General features: G+C 70.0%; 13 protein-coding genes and 1 tRNA gene. 11 read left to right on the top strand and 3 right to left on the bottom strand.

Annotation, left to right across the window (positions count from 1 at the left end):
• The coding region (locus tag ACWEF6_RS12930; RefSeq protein ID WP_449683080.1) for a TetR/AcrR family transcriptional regulator at nt 1-484 on the top strand (484 nt) is incomplete at its 5' end.
• Here the strand turns inward: ACWEF6_RS12930 and ACWEF6_RS12925 are convergent.
• Complete coding sequence (locus ACWEF6_RS12925) at nt 481-651, bottom strand: hypothetical protein (RefSeq protein WP_449683079.1); 171 nt, start codon at nt 649-651, stop codon at nt 481-483. The two genes, ACWEF6_RS12930 and ACWEF6_RS12925, sit on opposite strands and share 4 nt — an antisense overlap.
• A 383-nt stretch (nt 652-1,034) precedes the next feature.
• Entirely contained in the window at nt 1,035-4,253 is a 3,219-nt protein-coding gene (locus tag ACWEF6_RS12920) for a penicillin acylase family protein (RefSeq protein WP_449683078.1), read from the bottom strand.
• A gap of 141 nt (nt 4,254-4,394) precedes the next feature.
• Between ACWEF6_RS12920 and ACWEF6_RS12915 the strand changes: the two genes are divergently transcribed.
• The 3 genes from ACWEF6_RS12915 to ACWEF6_RS12905 all read left to right on the top strand — a co-directional run bounded on the left by ACWEF6_RS12915 (nt 4,395) and on the right by ACWEF6_RS12905 (nt 6,504).
• Nucleotides 4,395-4,769 (top strand): FKBP-type peptidyl-prolyl cis-trans isomerase, encoded by a 375-nt coding sequence (locus ACWEF6_RS12915; protein WP_310968296.1) that lies wholly within the window; start codon nt 4,395-4,397, stop codon nt 4,767-4,769.
• A gap of 144 nt (nt 4,770-4,913) precedes the next feature.
• Nucleotides 4,914-5,666, top strand: coding sequence for a S1 family peptidase (locus tag ACWEF6_RS12910; protein ID WP_449683077.1), 753 nt, complete (start codon nt 4,914-4,916; stop codon nt 5,664-5,666).
• A 106-nt stretch (nt 5,667-5,772) separates the two neighbouring features.
• On the top strand, nt 5,773-6,504 hold the full coding sequence (locus tag ACWEF6_RS12905; RefSeq protein ID WP_449683076.1) for a S1 family peptidase: 732 nt from the start codon (nt 5,773-5,775) through the stop codon (nt 6,502-6,504).
• 96 nt (nt 6,505-6,600) lie between these two features.
• Here the strand turns inward: ACWEF6_RS12905 and ACWEF6_RS12900 are convergent.
• Nucleotides 6,601-6,683: transfer RNA gene (locus ACWEF6_RS12900), tRNA-Leu, on the bottom strand.
• A 130-nt stretch (nt 6,684-6,813) separates the two neighbouring features.
• Here ACWEF6_RS12900 and ACWEF6_RS12895 point away from each other — a divergent pair.
• From ACWEF6_RS12895 to pknB, 7 genes are all read left to right on the top strand, one after another.
• Nucleotides 6,814-8,049, top strand: a complete 1,236-nt coding sequence (locus ACWEF6_RS12895; protein ID WP_449683075.1) for a DUF3662 and FHA domain-containing protein — start codon at nt 6,814-6,816, stop codon at nt 8,047-8,049.
• Nucleotides 8,050-8,149: 100 nt separating this feature from the next.
• Nucleotides 8,150-8,611, top strand: a complete 462-nt coding sequence (locus ACWEF6_RS12890) for an FHA domain-containing protein FhaB/FipA (protein ID WP_003079002.1) — start codon at nt 8,150-8,152, stop codon at nt 8,609-8,611.
• The gene (locus tag ACWEF6_RS12885) at nt 8,608-10,005 is read left to right on the top strand and encodes a PP2C family protein-serine/threonine phosphatase (RefSeq protein WP_310968300.1); all 1,398 of its coding nucleotides are present in this window, start codon (nt 8,608-8,610) and stop codon (nt 10,003-10,005) included. Before ACWEF6_RS12890 ends, ACWEF6_RS12885 begins: the two co-directional genes overlap by 4 nt.
• Nucleotides 10,005-11,492: an FtsW/RodA/SpoVE family cell cycle protein gene (locus tag ACWEF6_RS12880; RefSeq protein WP_310968301.1), complete on the top strand. Its 1,488-nt coding sequence runs from the start codon at nt 10,005-10,007 to the stop codon at nt 11,490-11,492. The genes ACWEF6_RS12885 and ACWEF6_RS12880 overlap by 1 nt, the downstream gene beginning before the upstream one ends.
• On the top strand, nt 11,489-12,958 hold the full coding sequence (locus ACWEF6_RS12875; RefSeq protein ID WP_449673863.1) for a peptidoglycan D,D-transpeptidase FtsI family protein: 1,470 nt from the start codon (nt 11,489-11,491) through the stop codon (nt 12,956-12,958). The genes ACWEF6_RS12880 and ACWEF6_RS12875 overlap by 4 nt, the downstream gene beginning before the upstream one ends.
• Before the next feature lie 3 nt (nt 12,959-12,961).
• The gene (locus ACWEF6_RS12870) at nt 12,962-14,305 is read left to right on the top strand and encodes a serine/threonine-protein kinase (protein ID WP_449683074.1); all 1,344 of its coding nucleotides are present in this window, start codon (nt 12,962-12,964) and stop codon (nt 14,303-14,305) included.
• Nucleotides 14,302-16,275: a Stk1 family PASTA domain-containing Ser/Thr kinase gene (gene pknB / locus ACWEF6_RS12865; protein WP_449683073.1), complete on the top strand. Its 1,974-nt coding sequence runs from the start codon at nt 14,302-14,304 to the stop codon at nt 16,273-16,275. Before ACWEF6_RS12870 ends, pknB begins: the two co-directional genes overlap by 4 nt.
• Nucleotides 16,276-16,288: the final 13 nt, after the last annotated feature.

The raw sequence follows: 16,288 nt of genomic DNA, 5'->3' as shown, positions 1-16,288 counted from the left end.
GGCCGGGGTGAACCAGCAGCTGATCTCGTACTACTTCGACGGCAAGGAAGGCCTGTACCGGGCGATGTCGGAGGGGTGGGGACAGCGGCAGAGCGAACTGATGGCGCCGGACCTGCCGCTGTCCGAACAGGTCCGGCGGATGGCTCTGGAAACGTTGGAAAGCCGCGATGGCGTCCGGCTGCTGGCGTGGTCGGGCCTGGAGTACGAAGGCCCGGAAACCGACCCCGACCACGCGCCGCGCACGCAGCGCCTGACCGGGACGGTGGAGCGGCTCGGCGCGCTGAAGGCCGAGGGCCGTCTCCCGGACTGGGCCGACCCGGAGTGCCTCACGGTGCTCCTGATGGCGGCGGCGATGGCCCCGGTGACGTTGCCGCACGTGGTCGACGGCCTGACCGGGACGCAGGCGGACTCGCCCGAGTTCGTCCGGCGGTACGCCGACCAGCTGGCCAGCCTGATCGAGCACCTGGAGTCCACCGGCCCTTAGTGCGTGACGGGTTCGGCGGCGGCGGTCGCGGTGGCAGCCGGCGCGGCAGGCCCGGGCGTGCTCGCCGGAGCACTGGGCCCGGCCAGCGCCAGCCCGGCGAACAGCGCGACCAGGACGATGCCCAGCGCGGTGCGGAGAAGGGCGGAAACGGAACAGACGACCATCATGGCAGACTCCTCGGAATTCCCCGGTGAACGGGATTCGGTGGATTTCACGGTGGTTCCGCGAAATTCCGGTCTGTATCGATGGTGCGCGCCGGACACCGGTCGCGACAAGGTGTTTCCCGTTGCCGGCAACGGCTTTCGCCGAGGAAACCCACCTCGCCGGCTCGGAACTCAATGCGTGGTCATGACGGCAACCTCACCCTGGATTTCGACTTCCCTGCGGTTGATCGCCGCGACGGAAGCCTTCGCTACCCCGCCGGGCGCGGTGGCCAGTTAGTGTCCAGCTTTTGACCTGTTTTCCCCAGGGCAGACCTACCGCGGCCGTCGTGAGTGGTAAGGCGGGTTCTAACCCGCCTTACCACTCACGACCGCCGCGGGAGGAGCGGTCAGTGGGCGTACACCTCGAACTCGTATAGCGAGTAGCCGTACTTCGTGCCGCGCTGGACGCCCTGCATCTTGACGAACCGGGCCGTCGTCGCGGCGAACGAGACGTTGTCCTGCCCGCCGTCGCCGTCGGTCACCACGGCCGCGTCCGTCCAGTGCACCGCGTCCGGCGAGAGCTGGATCCGGTAGCTCTTGCCGAAGGCGGATTCCCAGTTGAGCAGCACCCGCGAAACCTGCTGGACCGAGCCGAGGTCGACGGTGATCGCCTGGTCGTCGCTCCAGTCGCTGGCCCAGCGGGTCGAGGCGTTGCCGTCGATCGCGTTCGACGCCGGCGAGTTGTAGAAGCCGGACTCGGCGCTCGTGGCGCTGACCGTCTTCGCCGCCGCCAGGTTGGCGATGTTGTCGCCGCGGTGCGCCGCGTACTCGACGACCTGCTGGAACGTCGGCCGGTTCTGCCAGCTGATCTTGTCCTGCGTGATGCCGCCGAGCGGGTTCTGGACGATCGAGTCGGCGCACCACTGGTCACCGGCCGAGCAGTTCGCGTCACCGGGGTAGACGGTGTTCGCGGCCTGACCGGCGGCCGTGGTCAGCGAGTCGACGAGCGCCTGGCGGCACGCGGTGACGTCGCCGCCGCCGCAGAACGTCTGCGCGAGCGGGCCCGCGACCGGCTGGCCGAGCACCTGCCGGATGTCCTTGCTGACGTAACCCCACCAGCCGTACTGGAACGACGAACCCTTGTGGGGCTGGCCGGTGTGCCGGCCGTTGCCGTTCTGCCAGCCGGACGGGCTCTCGTTGATGCCGAGCACGCTCGTCATCGCGTTGTAGGCGTTGTCGCCCATGCCCGGCTTGAACTCGGCCTGGACCAGCAGCGGCCACCAGGCGTCGAAGATGCGGATCGCGTCCGCGTCGGCGTAGGTCTTGCTCCCCGGCGAGGTCTCCTTGCGCAGGTGGCCGTTCGTGAGCCACGTCTTGAGCTTCGCCTCGGCGTCCGCCGCCGCGCCGGTGGTCGGCGTCTTGTCGAGCACCTGCAGCAGCAGCGGCAGGACGCGTTCGGCGCGCAGGTCGGCCAGCGCGGCGTCCGCCATCGCCTGGGTCAGGTTGACCCGGGTGACCTTGGTGCCGCTGGTGATCAGCTGCTTGACCCGCGAGTCGAGCAGGTCGACGCGGTGCACGGCGGACTTGTCCGCACCCGCGGCCGCGTACCCGTTGGCCTGGGCGTTGTTCCAGCTGACGTAGTAGTCCTGGTTGACCGACTGCGGGTGCTGCGCCGCCGGCGTGTAGTTCGCGACGTTGCCCGCCGGGTTCCAGCCGATCCAGTCGTGGCCCTGGTCGCCCCACACCGGCAGGTTCGGGTCCACATCGGACTGCCGGGCCGGGTTGGCGCCGGAGTTGAAGTAGGCGATGTCCTTCGAGTCGGCGTAGAACCAGTTGAAGGTGAAGTTGATGTCGGAGGCGGCCTTCTGGAAGTCCGCCGCGGACTTGACGAAGGTCGGGTCGTTCAGCTCCTGGAAGCCGATCAGCGAGTCGACCTCGTGGAAGTAGGACGACCGCAGGGCCGCGTACGCCACCGGCTTGCCGCCGACGGTCGCCCGGCTCTGCACCGGCCCGTACTTGGTGCGGTAGCTGCGCAGGGTGTACGAACCCGCCGCGGTGCCGTCGGCGACCGTCGGCTTCCAGGCGTTCTTCACCTCGACGGTGTCCATCGGGATGCACTTGCCCTGGTAGGTGTAGTAGTTCGAGTCCTTCGTCGGCGTGCCGCCGTTCGGGTCGCACAGCTGCAGCGCGTAGGTGTCGACGATGTCCTGCGCCGACGTCGTCGCGCTCCAGGAGTAGTCCTGGCCGCGGCCGAGGAGCGTGTACATGCTCAGCCCGGCGAAGGCCGCGCCGCGCGAGCTGATGCCCGGGCCCTGCAGTTCCTGCAGGAGCAGCAGCTGCGGGGCGAAGTACCCGGTCTGCGGGCCGAACACGGCGACCGGGTGGCCGCTGGCGGTCTTGGCGCCGGAGACGAGCAGCGCGTTGGACATGCCGTGCTTCTCGCTCAGCAGGTTGGCCGGCAGCACGCCGTTCTCGAACATGCCGCGGGCGGGCTCCTGCTCGGCGGGCGCGGCGACGTCCACAGTGGACGGCGTCGCGGTGGCGGCTGAGCCGGTCTTGTCGAACACCAGCTGCTGCGGCGTCACCGAGTTCTTGTCCGGCAGCGCGCGGCCGACGGCGTTGGCCGGCGTCTTGCCGTACGGGAAGGTCTGGCCGTCGTGGAGCGTCTTGACGGCTTCGGGGTCGTCCTCCGCGCGCAGGCTCTGCCACACCTTCTCGCCCTGCACGACGCCGTACTTCTCCTGCAGCGCCAGCTTCGCGATGGCGTTCTGGACCTCGCCGCCGCCACCCGCGCCGAACTCGGCCCCGACCAGCGAGGCCAGCGCGACCAGGTCGGTCAGCTTGAACGGGTCGATCGAGCCGGCGTTGGTGATCGAGTCGACGTGCCCGGTCAGCACGTACTCGCCGGGGAAGTACCGGCCGTTGTAGGAGTCGGAGATGTACTTGTTGATGCCGTCCACGTAGGCCTGCGCGTCGGCGAGGCCCTGCGCGCCGCGCGGGCCGCTGGCGGCCGTGCGGTCGATCTGCTGCTGCAGCTCGGCTTCGGTGTACGGCGCGTTCGCGAAGAACTGCTGCTCGAGTTCACGGTTGGCCTCGGCGCCACCGGCGAACGACGTCACCTGGCCGCGGGCCGCGTGCCGCAGCACGTCCATCAGCCACAGCCGGTCCTGCGCCGCCGCGTACCCGGCGCCGAACTCGGTGCCGGCGCGGGTGGTCCCGGTGATGTGCGGGACGCCGAGGGCCTTGTCCCGCACGATGGTGACGTCGGCGCGCGGCTTCGTCGTGCTCGCCACCTGGTCGGCCGGGACGCCGAACGAGGAGTCGTTGAAGTACTGGTTGATCGCGCCGGTGGTCAGCGTCTTGTAGCCGCCGGCCAGCGAGGCGTACTTGCCGAGCTGGTCGGCCGAGTGCGCCGGGCGGGTGCCGAACACCTTGTGCGCCAGGATTTCCGCGAGGGTGGCGCTGCCCTGTTCACCGGGCGGGAGGATGTCGCTGCACTGCCCCCCGCAGTAGTCGTCGGGCGACACGGCCGCCTGAGCGGCCGGCGCGGTGACGGCGACCTGGGTGAGCCCGGCCACGAGGGCCCCCAGTGCCGTTACGGTCAGGGCGCGGATGCGTCGTCGCATACCGGGCTCCCCTCAGTCCAGAAGAGTGACGAAGCGCACGCTACCCAGCAGTAGGCTAAGTGTGAAGACTTTTCGCGTTTTTCCCCTCCTTGGGCGTAGTCCGATCGGCGCAGCCGGAACGGCGTGGGTACGGTGAGGCCCATGACCTTGGAAAAGCCCCTCATCGACCGCCCGGACGGACCTGCGCCGGCCGACCTCGAGATCACCGACATCACGGTCGGTGACGGCGCGGAGGCCACGGCGGGCAAGACCGTCACCGTGCACTACGTGGGTGTCTCGCACTCGACCGGCGAACAGTTCGACGCGTCCTGGGACCGCGGTGAGCCGCTGCGCTTCGGCCTCGGGGCCGGCCAGGTCATCTCCGGCTGGGACCAGGGTGTCGCGGGGATGAAGATCGGCGGCCGCCGCAAGCTGGTCATCCCGCCGCACCTGGCCTACGGCGACCGCGGCGCGGGCGGCGTGATCAAGCCGGGCGAGACGCTCGTCTTCGTCGTCGACCTGGTCGGCGTGAACTAGTTCATTCCCGGCAAACCGGCCCCGGCATCCCCGCCGGGGCCGGTTTTTTGCTCCAAGCAGCGCCTTCGCGGCGCCCGAGCCGTCGCTACCCTCGCAAGTGATCACCGGCAGCCATCGCCGGTGCACGAAGAGGGGGATCCACCGATGCGCGTTCGCGCCGTGTTTTCCGCTGCCCTGCTGACGCTGGCCGCCGGTCTCGCCACCGCGGCGCCGGCCTCGGCCGTGGCCAACGGCTCCGACGTCCCGGCCGGCCAGTTCGGCTTCGCCGCCAAGCTCACCATGACGAACATCCCCAGGCCCGATGGCACGAAGTACAACAGCGCGTGCTCGGGCGCCCTGATCGCGGCGAAGTGGCTCATCACCGCCGGTCACTGCTTCCACGACGCCAACCGCAACCGCGTCTCCGGCCCGGTGCCGTACCCGACGTCGGTGCTGCTCGGCACGGTGAACCAGAGCACGCCCGGGGTGGTCCGCAACGTCGTCACCGTCTACCAGGCGAGCGCGAACGACATCGCGATCGCCACCCTCGACGCGGACGTCACCGGCATCACCCCGCTGACGGTCAACCGGGTCACGCCGTCGGCCGGCCAGCTGCTGACCCTGGCCGGCTGGGGCAGCCTCACCGCCACCAACCCGGCCCCGTCGACGAAGCTGCAGCAGGGCACCGTGAAGGTCGGCCAGGTCGCCGCTTCGACGCTCGGCGTGCAGGGGGTGGCCCCGACGTCGACGACGAGCGCCTGCGTCTACGACTCGGGTGCGCCCTACTTCGTCGCGGCCGGCTCCGGCGGCCAGCTCGTGTCCGTCGAGTCGTCCGGCCCGGACTGCCCGCACAACCAGCTCGAGACGACCTCGCGCGTGGACGTCGTCGCGGACTGGATCGCCGCCCACACCGGCTGAGCCCGCGGCCGGGCGTCACCCGGGTGACGCCCGGCCAGGGAATTCCCAGGACGGGAGGCGCGGCCCTAACGTCGGACGTCGACCACCGACTCGACGAAGGGGAAGAATGCGCCTGCGCGCCCTGCTCGCCGCTGCTGTCTTGACCGTCTCCACCGCTCCCGCCGCCTGGGCCGTCGCCCACGGCACCGACGTCCCACCGGGCCGGTACGGGTTCGTCGCGAAGCTGGCGATGACGAAGATCCCACGCCCGGACGGCTCGACGTACAGCAGCTACTGCACGGGTGCGCTGGTCGCGCCCGCCTGGATCCTGACGACCGGCCACTGCTTCCACGACGCCCACCGCGACCGGGTCTCGGGCAAGGTCCCGTACCCGACGACGGTGACGCTGGGCCTGACCGACGAGGAGGCGGAGTCGGGCATCGCCCGCAAGGCGACCGAGGTCCTCCAGGCGACGGAGAACGACGTCGCGCTGGTCCGCCTCGACTCCCCGGTGACCGCGGTGACGCCGCTGGCGGTGAGCCGCGCGGTCCCGAAGGTCGGCCAGCAGCTGACGCTGGCGGGCTGGGGCAGCCTCACGGCCGCGAACCCCAAGCCGGCCACCCGCCTCCAGCAGGGCACGGTGGCGATCGCGAAGGTGGACCCGACGACGCTGGGTGTCCGCGGCGCGGCCCCGGAGATCACCACGAGCGCGTGCACGTACGACTCCGGCGCCCCCTATTTCTCGGGCGATCAGCTGGTCTCGCTGGAAGCCACCGGGCCGGACTGCCCGCACGCGGGCGTCGAAACGACGAGCCGGGCGGACGTCATCGCGGACTGGATCACCACCCACACGGCGTAACTTCGCCCAGGGCGAACAGGGGTTCGTGACATACCCCACGGCCTGGTCCAAGTCATGAAAAAGGGCCCCGGCGGGGAGCCGGGGCCCTTTTCGATGTGGGCGAGGAGGGAGTTGAACCCTCACGTCCTTTCGGACACACGGACCTGAACCGTGCGCGTCTGCCATTCCGCCACTCGCCCGAGTGCTTCCTTGCGGCAGCGAGGAGAAGACTAGCAGGTCGTTTTAACGGCTTTCACCGGGGGCCGTGTAGAGGCTGGCTCACCCGGATAGGATCGGTGCGGAAGCACACGTGTGAGGAGGTTTTCCCCGGTGGGCCGCGCCGAACGATTCGACAGGCGACTCGAGAACCTGGTGGGGAACACTTTCGCGCGCATGTTCGGTGGCAACGTCGTCACGCAGGAAGTGGCGATCGCCCTGGAGCGGGAGAGTGAGGAGAACGTTCGTGAGCTGGCAGGCGGTCGGCAGCTCGCCCCGAATCACTACATCGTGTCCTTGGGGACGGCTGACCACGAGCGCATGGCCGGTGACGAGCAACGCGTCACCCAGGTGCTGGCGAAGGCGGTCGCGGAACACCTCGCCGCCGAGGGCCTGGACACCTATGGTGACGTCGTCGTATCACTCGAGCGCAACGAGGCGCTGCATACTGGACAGTTCAAGACCCGTTCGTCCGTCGATCCCGACGCCCGCCCCTCAGGCGCCGGTTCACCGCGGTCGGCACGACCCAGCAACGCAGGAGACCCAGCAATGAGCCAGCCCCCCGGCTACGGCCAATACGACCAGGGTGACCCGTACGGCCAGCAGGGCCAGTACGGCTACGGACAGCAGGGTGGCCAGCAGCCCGGGTACGACCAGGGTTACGGCCAGCAGGGTGGATACGACCAGTACGGCGGCCAGCAGCCCCAGGGCGGCGGCTACGACCAGTACGGCCAGCCGCAGCAGGGTGGTGGCTACGACCAGTACGGCCAGCAACCCCAGGGCGGCGGCTACGACCAGGGCTACGCGCAGCCCCAGGGCGGCGGCTACGACCAGGGCGGTTACGCGCAGCCTCAAGGCGGCGGCTACGACCAGGGCGGCTACGGCCAGCCCCAGGGCGGCGGCTACGACCAGGGCGGCTACCAGCAGGGTGGCTACGACCAGTACGGCGGCCAGCAGCAGGGCGGGTACGACCAGTACGGCCAGCAGCAGGCGTACGGCCAGCCGGCCGGTGACCCGTACGGCCAGCAGGGCGGCTACGCCCCGCCGGCGCCGGGTCGCGCGCTCGCGGCGAGCCTGCAGCTGGACGACGGCTCGAACCGGACGTACTCGCTGAAGCAGGGCGGGAACGTCGTCGGCCGCGGCCAGGACGCGGACTTCCGCCTCCCGGACACCGGCGTCTCGCGCCGGCACCTGGAGATCACCTGGGACGGCCAGAGCGCGACGCTCGCCGATATCGGCTCGACCAACGGCACCACGGTGAACGGCACGCCGGTCCAGACCTGGCAGCTCGCCGACGGCGACGTCATCCGGGTGGGTCATTCGTCCCTCGTGTTCCGTACACAGGGCTGACTCGGGACCCGGAATACTGTTCCCGCAGAATTGACGTGCGGGGGGACCGCGGCGTACCCGCGTCGCGGCTGCGCGGAAGAGTCGGGAGCGGACACACCAAGTGCCAGAGCTGGTCGTACAACTCACCAGGGTGGGCTTCCTCGTGCTGCTCTGGCTCTTCGTGTTCGCCGCGCTCAGAGTCGTCCGGTCGGACCTCTACGCGGCGTCGGGCATGCGCGTCCAGGTGCCGACCTTCGGGCGCAAGAAGGAGAAGAAGCCGCGCAACAGCAAGTCGCCGCAGCAGCTGCTGGTCACCCACGGCGCGCTGGCGGGGACGCGCATCGCGCTGGACGGCCGGCCGATCCTGATCGGCCGGGCCGACGACTCCACGCTGGTCCTCGACGACGACTACGCGTCGACCCGGCACGCCCGGATCGCCCAGCGCGGCGAGGACTGGTACGTGGAAGATCTGGGCTCGACGAACGGCACCTATCTCGACCGGGCTAAGGTCACTGCACCCCTCCGGGTCCCGCTCGGAGTCCCCATCCGGATCGGCAAGACGGTGATCGAGCTTCGCCCATGACTCTCGTCCTCCGCTACGCAGCCCGCAGCGACCGGGGCCTGGTGCGTTCGAGCAACCAGGACTCCGTGTACGCCGGCCCTCGCCTGCTCGCGCTCGCCGACGGCATGGGTGGGCACGCGGCGGGCGAAGTCGCCAGCAAGGTCGTCATCGCCTCCCTCGCCCCGCTGGACGACGACGAGCCGGGCGACGACCTGCTCGCCCAGCTGCGCGAGGCGGTGGCGAACGGCAACGCCGCCATCGCCGAACTCGTCTCGCAGGACCCGGACCTGGACGGCATGGGCACCACGCTCACCGCCGTCCTGTTCGCCGGCACCCGGCTGGGGCTGGTGCACGTCGGCGACTCCCGGGCCTACCTGCTGCGCGGCGGTCAGTTCGCGCAGATCACGCGGGACGACAGCTTCGTCAACGAGCTCCTCGAACAGGGCCGGATCACGCCCGAAGAGGCCGCGGTGCACCCGCAGCGGTCGCTGCTGCTGAAGGCGCTCACCGGGCACGAGGTCGAGCCGAGCCTGACCGTGCGCGAAGCCCGCGCCGGCGACCGGTACCTGATCTGCTCGGACGGCCTGTCCGGGATGGTCAGCGACGAGACGCTGGCCGAGGCCGTGCAGATCCCGGACCCGCAGCAGTGCGCGGACCGGATGATCGAGCTGGCGCTCAAGGGCGGCGGCACCGACAACGTCACGGTGATCATCGCCGACGTGGTCGACGTCGACTTCGGCGAGGACGCGCCCATCGTGGGCGGCGCCGCCGGGGACGGCAGCGACGAACGGCACCAGGGCGACTCCCCCGCGGCCCGGGCCCGGGCGCTGACCCAGCCGCCCCCGCCGCCGCGCCAGGAACTGCCGCAGCCGCAGGAAGACCCGAAGGCCCGGCGCCGGAAGCGGTTCCGCTGGCTGGCCGGAGCGCTGGTGGTCCTCGTCGTGCTCGCCGCGGCCGCCATCGCCACCCGCTACTTCGTGCTGAGTCAGTACTATGTCGGCGAGGGAGCGGACGGGGAGGTCGTGATCTACCGCGGCGTCCCCGGCAGCATTCTCGGCATCGACCTGCACGCCTACGAGCAGGGGTCCTGCCCGCCGAGCCAGGTGTGCACGGACAAGCTGCGCGTCACCCAGCTCCAGGAGGACGCGCGGCTGGCGGTGCAGAACGGCGTCAAGAAGGACAGCCTCGACGAAGCGCGGAAGTACATCGACGACTTCCTGCAGCTGCGCAAGCGCCTGAACAACTGCGCGCCGGCGGGCGGTCAGCCGTCCTCGACGCCGACCCCTACGGCCACGCCGACGACGACTCCGTCGGCTCCGGCCGGCTCCACTGCTCCGTCGTCGGCGAACCAGCCAGCGGGGAGGGACTGCTCGACGCCGAGTTCGACGGCACCGACGACGGGAGGCGGTAACTGATGGGCCAGCCCGTCGCGCGTTCCGCCGAACCGCTCGCCGCGCAGTTCCAGACGAACCCGCCGCGCGAGGTCCCGACCCGCCGCAACACCGAGCTGGTGCTGCTGGGGTTCGCCTCCCTCATCGTCACCATCGCGCTGGTCCTGGTCGAAGCCAACCAGGAGCAGGAGCTGACCTGGTCGATCATCTGGCTCGGCCTCGCCTACCTCGCCATCTTCGGCGCGGCGCACCTGGCCGTCCGCAAGTGGGCGCCGTACGCCGACCCGGTGCTGCTCCCCTGCGTCGCGCTGCTGAACGGCATCGGGCTGGTGATGATCCACCGGATCGACCTGGCCCTGGCCGAGCGCGCCACGCAGAACGGCAAGGACTACACGCCCGCGGTCACCGCACAGGTGCTGTTCACGGTGATCTCGCTCGTGTTCTTCGTCGTGGTACTGATCGTGGTGAACGACCATCGCACGCTGACCCGCTACGGCTACACCGCCGGCCTGGTCGGCATCGTCGCGCTCGCGCTGCCCGCGCTGCTGCCGTCGAGCCTGTCCGAGGTCAACGGCGCCAAGGTGTGGCTGAAGCTGCCGTTCTTCTCGATCCAGCCGGGCGAGTTCGCGAAGATCCTGCTGATGGTTTTCTTCGCTTCGTTCCTGGTGTCGAAGCGGGACCTGTTCATGGTGGCGGGCAAGAAGCTGGTCGGGGTCGAGCTCCCGCGCGCCCGCGACCTCGGCCCGATCCTGATCGCCGCGTTCGTCTGCATCGGCATCCTGGTGTTCGAGAAGGACCTCGGCACGTCGCTGCTGTTCTTCAGCGTCATCCTGGTGATGCTGTACGTCGCAACCGAGCGGGTCATCTGGGTCGTCCTCGGCCTGAGCTTCTTCGCCGTCGGCTGCATCATCGCCTACAACCTCTTCACGCACGTCCAGCAGCGCGTGGCGAACTGGCTGGACCCGCTGGCCACCTACGACCAGGCCGGCGGCGGCTACCAGCTCGCGCAGGGCCTGTTCGGGCTGGGCACCGGCGGCGTCGGCGGCACCGGGCTCGGCGCCGGCCGGCCGGACATGGTGCCCGAGGCCAACACCGACTTCATCACCGCGTCGATCGGCGAGGAGCTCGGCTTCATCGGGCTGGCCGCGGTGCTGATGCTCTACTTGCTGGTCGCGATGCGCGGCATGCGCAGCGCGCTGGCCGTGCGCGACACGTTCGGCAAGCTGCTGGGCGGCGGGCTCGCGTTCACCATGGTCATGCAGATCTTCGTCGTCGTCGGCGGGGTCACGAAACTCATCCCGGAGACCGGTATCACCGCGCCGTTCCTGTCCAAGGGTGGTTCGTCGCTGCTCGCGAACTACATCCTGGTCGCGTTGCTGCTGCGCATCTCCGACGCGGCCCGCAAGCCGGCCGCGCGCCCGAAGCCGCAGCAGCAGCCGCAGGCCCCGATCGCGGAAGCGCACACCGTGCTCGTGCAGCGGCCGCCGGCGGAGGGGGGCGCGCAGGCATGAACACCCCGCTCCGCAAGGTCGGCATGGCGATGCTCGTGATGGTCGTCCTGCTGCTGGCCAACGCCACCTACATCCAGGTGGTGAAGGCCGACGACTACCGCACCGACTCGCGCAACGCGCGGGTGCTCTACGACGAGTTCGCCCGCCAGCGCGGCAAGATCGTGTCGCAGGCCAACGGCGAGGTGCTGGCCAGCGTCAACCCGTCGAACGACAAGTACAAGTACATCCGGACCTACGCCGACGGCCCGATGTACGCGCCGGTCACCGGCTACTACTCGATCAACTACGGGGCGGGCGGCCTGGAGCGCGCCGAGGACGACGTGCTCAACGGCTCCGACCCGCGGCTGTTCGTGCGGCGGCTGTCGGACATGGTCACCGGCCGCGACCCCAGCGGCGGCAACGTCCGGCTGACCATCGACCCGGCCGTGCAGAAGGCCGCGTACGACCTGATGACGCAGAAGAACTACACCGGCGCCGTCGTCGCGATGGAGCCCAGCACCGGGCGGATCCTGGCGATGGTGTCGACGCCGTCGTACGACCCGAACCAGCTGGCCTCGCACACGTCGAAGGCGCAGACCGACGCCTGGACCGCGAACAACAAGGACCCGAAGAAGCCCATGCTGAACCGGGCGATCTCGGAGACCTACCCGCCGGGGTCGACGTTCAAGCTGGTGACCGCGGCGGCCGCGCTCGAAGACGGCAACGGCCCGGACACCAAGGTCGACACCGCGCCGAACACCAAGCTCCCCGGCACGAACGTCACGCTGGAGAACTACGCGGGCCAGGGCTGCCCCGGCGACACGTTCAAGGACGCGCTCGCGCACTCCTGCAACGTGCCGTTCGCGCAGTTCGCCGGCAAGCTCGGCCCGGACAAGATGAAGAAGACGGCGGCGAACTTCGGCATCGGGCAGACCGACCTGACCGTGCCGATGAAGGTCGCCCCGTCGACGGTCGGCCCGCTCGACTCGCAGGGCGCGCTCTACCAGAGCGGCATCGGCCAGCGCGACGTCCGGCTGACGCCCCTGCAGGACTGCCTGCTCGCGGCCACCGTGGCCAACGGCGGGATGGCGATGAAGCCGCAGCTGGTGCAGTCGGTGCTGGCACCGGACCTGTCGACGATCGAGGACTACAGCCCGACCGAACTCACCGGCACCCCGGCGCTGTCGTCGGCGAACGCCGCCATCCTCAAGGACATGATGGTCGCTTCCGAAGGCTTCACCAAGGGCGGTGGCAAGCGCCCGGACGTCCAGATCGCGTCCAAGACCGGCACCGCCGAACACGGCACGGACTCCAAGAACACCGCACCGCACGCCTGGTACACCGCCTTCGCCCCGGTCGACAACCCGCAGATCGCGGTCGCCGTGATCGTCGAGGACGGCGGCAACCGCGGCCTCGCGGCCACCGGCGGCACGGTCGCGGCGGAAATCGGCCGTGCGGCGATCAACGCGAAGCTCGGGGGTGGATAGCGCATGCTGTCCTCCGGTCAGCTGCTGGCCGACCGCTACAAGCTGACGAGCCGGATCGCCGTCGGCGGGATGGGCGAGGTCTGGCAGGCCAGCGACACCCGGCTCGACCGGACCGTGGCCGTCAAGATCCTCAAGGCCGAACTCTCCGGCGACGCCGAGTTCCTCCACCGCTTCCGCACGGAAGCGCGGATGACGGCGTCCCTGAACCACCCCGGCATCGCCGCGGTGCACGACTACGGCGAGACCATCGCCGACGGCGACCTGTCGATCGCGTACCTGGTGATGGAGCTCGTCGACGGCGACCCGCTGGCCGGTCTGCTGGCCAAGCACGGGCGGCTGTCGGCGGAGTTCACCCTCGACATGCTGGAGCAGGCGGGCAACGCGCTGCAGGCGGCGCACTCGCACGGCCTGGTCCACCGCGACGTCAAGCCGGGCAACATCCTGGTGACCTCCACCGGGCAGGTGAAGATCACCGACTTCGGCGTGGCGAAGGCGGCGGACGCGGCCCCGGTCACCCGCTCCGGCATGGTCATGGGCACCGCGCACTACATCGCCCCGGAGCAGGCGCTCGGGCAGCCGGCCGAACCGGCGTCCGACGTCTATTCGCTGGCGGTGTGCGGCTACGAATGCCTCGCCGGGCACCGGCCGTTCCTGTCGGAGAACGCCGTCACGGTCGCGATGATGCACATCCGCGACCTGCCGCCGCCGCTGCCGCCGGACGTGCCGCCCGCGGCGCGCGCGGTGATCGAGGCGACCCTGGTCAAGGATCCGCGGCAGCGCTACAACAACGGCGGCGAGTTCGCCTCCGCCGTGGCCGCGGTCCGCTCCGGGCTGCCGCTGCCGACGCCGTCCGGGCTGGTCAACGCCACCTACACGACGGGCCAGCAGCCGGTGGTGCCGCAGCAGGTGCAGCAGCAGCCGCCGCCACCCCCGTCGATGCCGGTGCCGATCCCGCCGCAGCAGCTGCCCCCGCAGCTGCCGATGCCGGGCGGCCCGCCGTCGCCCGCGATGAACCCGATGATCGCCATCGGCCCGCCGTCCCGCCCCGCTCCGCGGCAGGTCATGCTGCCGGCCGCGCGGAAGAAGACGCAGTGGGGCTGGTGGGCGCTTCTCGCCGCGATCCTGCTCGTTGTCCTGGTGGCGGGCATCGTGCTGGTGGCGAAGATGCTCGGTGGCGGCAACGGCTCGCCGCCGCACACCGGCCAGCCGCAGAGCCAGGTGTTCCCGGGCAGACAGGTGCCCGCGGAGCAGTCCGGCTACCCGGCGGGCACTCCCGGCACGACCGACGATGGCCGGCAAGGCATCATGACCACACCTTGGACGGAATGGAACGGCACCCAGAGATGAGCACACCCAGACTGCTCTCCAACCGGTACGAGCTGGGCGAAACGCTCGGCTACGGAGGCATGTCCGAGGTCCATCACGGCCACGACGTGCGTCTCGGCCGGGAAGTCGCGATCAAGATCCTCCGTGCCGACCTCGCCAGGGACCCGCAGTTCCAGGAGCGCTTCCGCCGCGAAGCGCAGAACGCCGCCGCGCTGAACCACCCGGCGATCGTCGCGGTCTACGACACGGGCGAGGCGAACACCGAGTTCGGGCCGCTGCCGTACATCGTCATGGAGTACGTCGAAGGCCGGACGCTGCGCGACATCGTCAAGACCGAAGGCCCGATGTCGCAGAAGCGGGCGATGGAGGTCATGGCCGACGTCTGCGCGGCGCTGGACTTCTCGCACCGCCACGGCATCGTGCACCGCGACGTCAAGCCGGCCAACGTGATGATCACGAAGAACGGCGCGGTCAAGGTGATGGACTTCGGCATCGCGCGCGCGATGCACGACGGCCAGTCCGCCATGACCCAGACGGCCGCGGTGATCGGCACGGCCCAGTACCTCTCGCCGGAGCAGGCCCGCGGCGAGTCGGTCGACGCCCGTTCCGACGTCTACGCGGCCGGCTGCGTGCTGTACGAGCTGATCACCGGCGAGCCGCCGTTCACCGGTGACTCCCCGGTCGCGGTGGCGTACCAGCACGTCCGGGAGGACCCGAACCCGCCGTCGTCGGTGAACCCGGCGGTGGCCCCGGAGCTCGACGCGGTCGTGCTGAAGGCGCTGGCCAAGGGCCCGGCGAACCGCTACCAGTCGGCGGCGGAGATGCGCTCGGACCTGGTGCGCACGCTCTCGGGCCAGCGCCCGGTGGCGCCGATGGTGATGTCCGAGGACGAGCGCACGCAGGTGATGAACGCCGACCGGCGGCAGCCGCAGCGCTACGACGAGTACACCGAGCCGGACGACGAAGACCCGAAGGCCAAGCGCCGTCGCCGCACGATCCTGGCCGCGATCGCCGCGGTGTTCGTGCTGGGCGCGGTGCTGCTGATCATGTGGCTGGCGGGCTCGTTCAAGAGCAACGAAGGCGGCACGGTCGCGATCCCGGACGTGACGCACCAGACGGTGCCCCAGGCCCGGGAGACGTTGAAGAGCAAGGGCTTCGACGGCACGATCGAGCAGAAGCAGATCACCTGCGGGGTCACGCCGACCGACGGCAACCCGGAGTGCACCCAGGACGACATCAACAAGGTCATCAAGTCCGACCCGTCGGCCGGGGTCTCGGTCGCGACGAACACGAAGATCACGCTGTACGTCGGCGTCGCGCCGGGCAAGGCCAGCGTGCCGGACCTCAAGGGCAAGACGCGTGACGACGCCGAGAAGTTGCTGACCGAAGCGAAGCTGACCCTCGACCCGAGCGTCGGGGAAACCGAAGTCACCGACCAGAACCAGGTCGGCCTGGTGCAGTCGCAGACGCCGTCCGCGGCTTCCGAGGTCGCCCAGGGCAGCAGTGTGAAGATCACGATCGGCAAGTCGAAGCAGCTCAAGGCGGTCACCGACTTCACCGGCAAGCCGTACTCGCAGGCCAAGTCGGCGCTGGAAGGCCAGGGCTTCACGACCAGGCGGGTCGACCAGGCTTCGGACTCGGTGCCGAAGGACACGGTCATCACGCAGAACCCGAACGGCGGCCAGGTCGCGGTGGGCAGCCAGATCATCCTGACCGTGTCGACCGGGCCGGACAGTTCGAGCCAGATCCAGATGCCCAGCCTGGTCGGGATGACCGTCGACGAGGCGCAGGACAAGCTGTCGAGCATGGGCTGGACCGGCAAGCTGAACCAGAAGTCCGACAAGAACAGCAACGCGCCGGAGGGCACGATCACGGGTCAGAACCCGAGTCCCGGAACGTCGATCAACAAGGACCAGAACGTCACGGTCAACGTGTCCGAAGGCAGCGGGTTCCCGTTCCCCACCACCCCGACGACGAGATCCTCCAACTAGTGAGGTGAACGAA

Source organism: Amycolatopsis sp. NPDC004772 (assembly GCF_053601215.1).
The sequence above is the reverse complement of the archived record's forward strand: the minus strand, read 5'-3'. Positions and strand labels throughout refer to the sequence as shown.